The 551-nt window shown below is 49.0% G+C and carries 1 tRNA gene and 2 rRNA genes; all 3 read left to right on the forward strand.

The features are described 5' to 3' along the window. Positions 1 to 73 (forward strand): 16S ribosomal RNA (locus F3J37_RS27895); the annotation flags it as partial. An 89-nt stretch (positions 74 to 162) separates the two neighbouring features. Next, positions 163 to 237: transfer RNA gene (locus F3J37_RS27900), tRNA-Glu, on the forward strand. 214 nt (positions 238 to 451) lie between these two features. Then, positions 452 to 551: ribosomal RNA gene (locus F3J37_RS27905) — 23S ribosomal RNA — on the forward strand; the annotation flags it as partial.

The raw sequence follows: 551 nt of genomic DNA on the forward strand, positions 1-551 counted from the left end.
TTTGTGATTCATGACTGGGGTGAAGTCGTAACAAGGTAACCGTAGGGGAACCTGCGGTTGGATCACCTCCTTACCTGAAGATACCTTCCTTCGAAGTGCTCACACAGATTGTCTGATAGAAAAGTAACGAGCAAGACGGCTGCGAAGTCGTGACATGTATGTGTCCCCTTCGTCTAGCGGTTAGGACTCCGCCCTTTCACGGCGGCAACAGGGGTTCGAATCCCCTAGGGGACGCCACTTGCTTGGTGACAGGTGAAAGGTGTCTCCACGAAATATCTCAAAACTGACGGTAACGTCGAGTTTGAGATATTGCTCTTTAACAATCCGGAACAAGCTGAAAATTGAAACGACACGTCGTATTCATTCTCCGTAATAAGAATGAATAAACGATGTGTTCGAGTCTCTCAAATGCTTGCAGTCTGCAGCGTTGTAAAACGCCTGTGGGTTGTGAGGTTAAGCGACTAAGCGTACACGGTGGATGCCCTGGCAGTCAGAGGCGATGAAGGACGTGCTAATCTGCGTAAAGCGTCGGTAAGGTGATATGAACCGCT

Origin of the sequence: Candidatus Pantoea communis (assembly GCF_011752685.1) — a bacterium.
GTDB lineage: Bacteria > Pseudomonadota > Gammaproteobacteria > Enterobacterales > Enterobacteriaceae > Pantoea > Pantoea communis.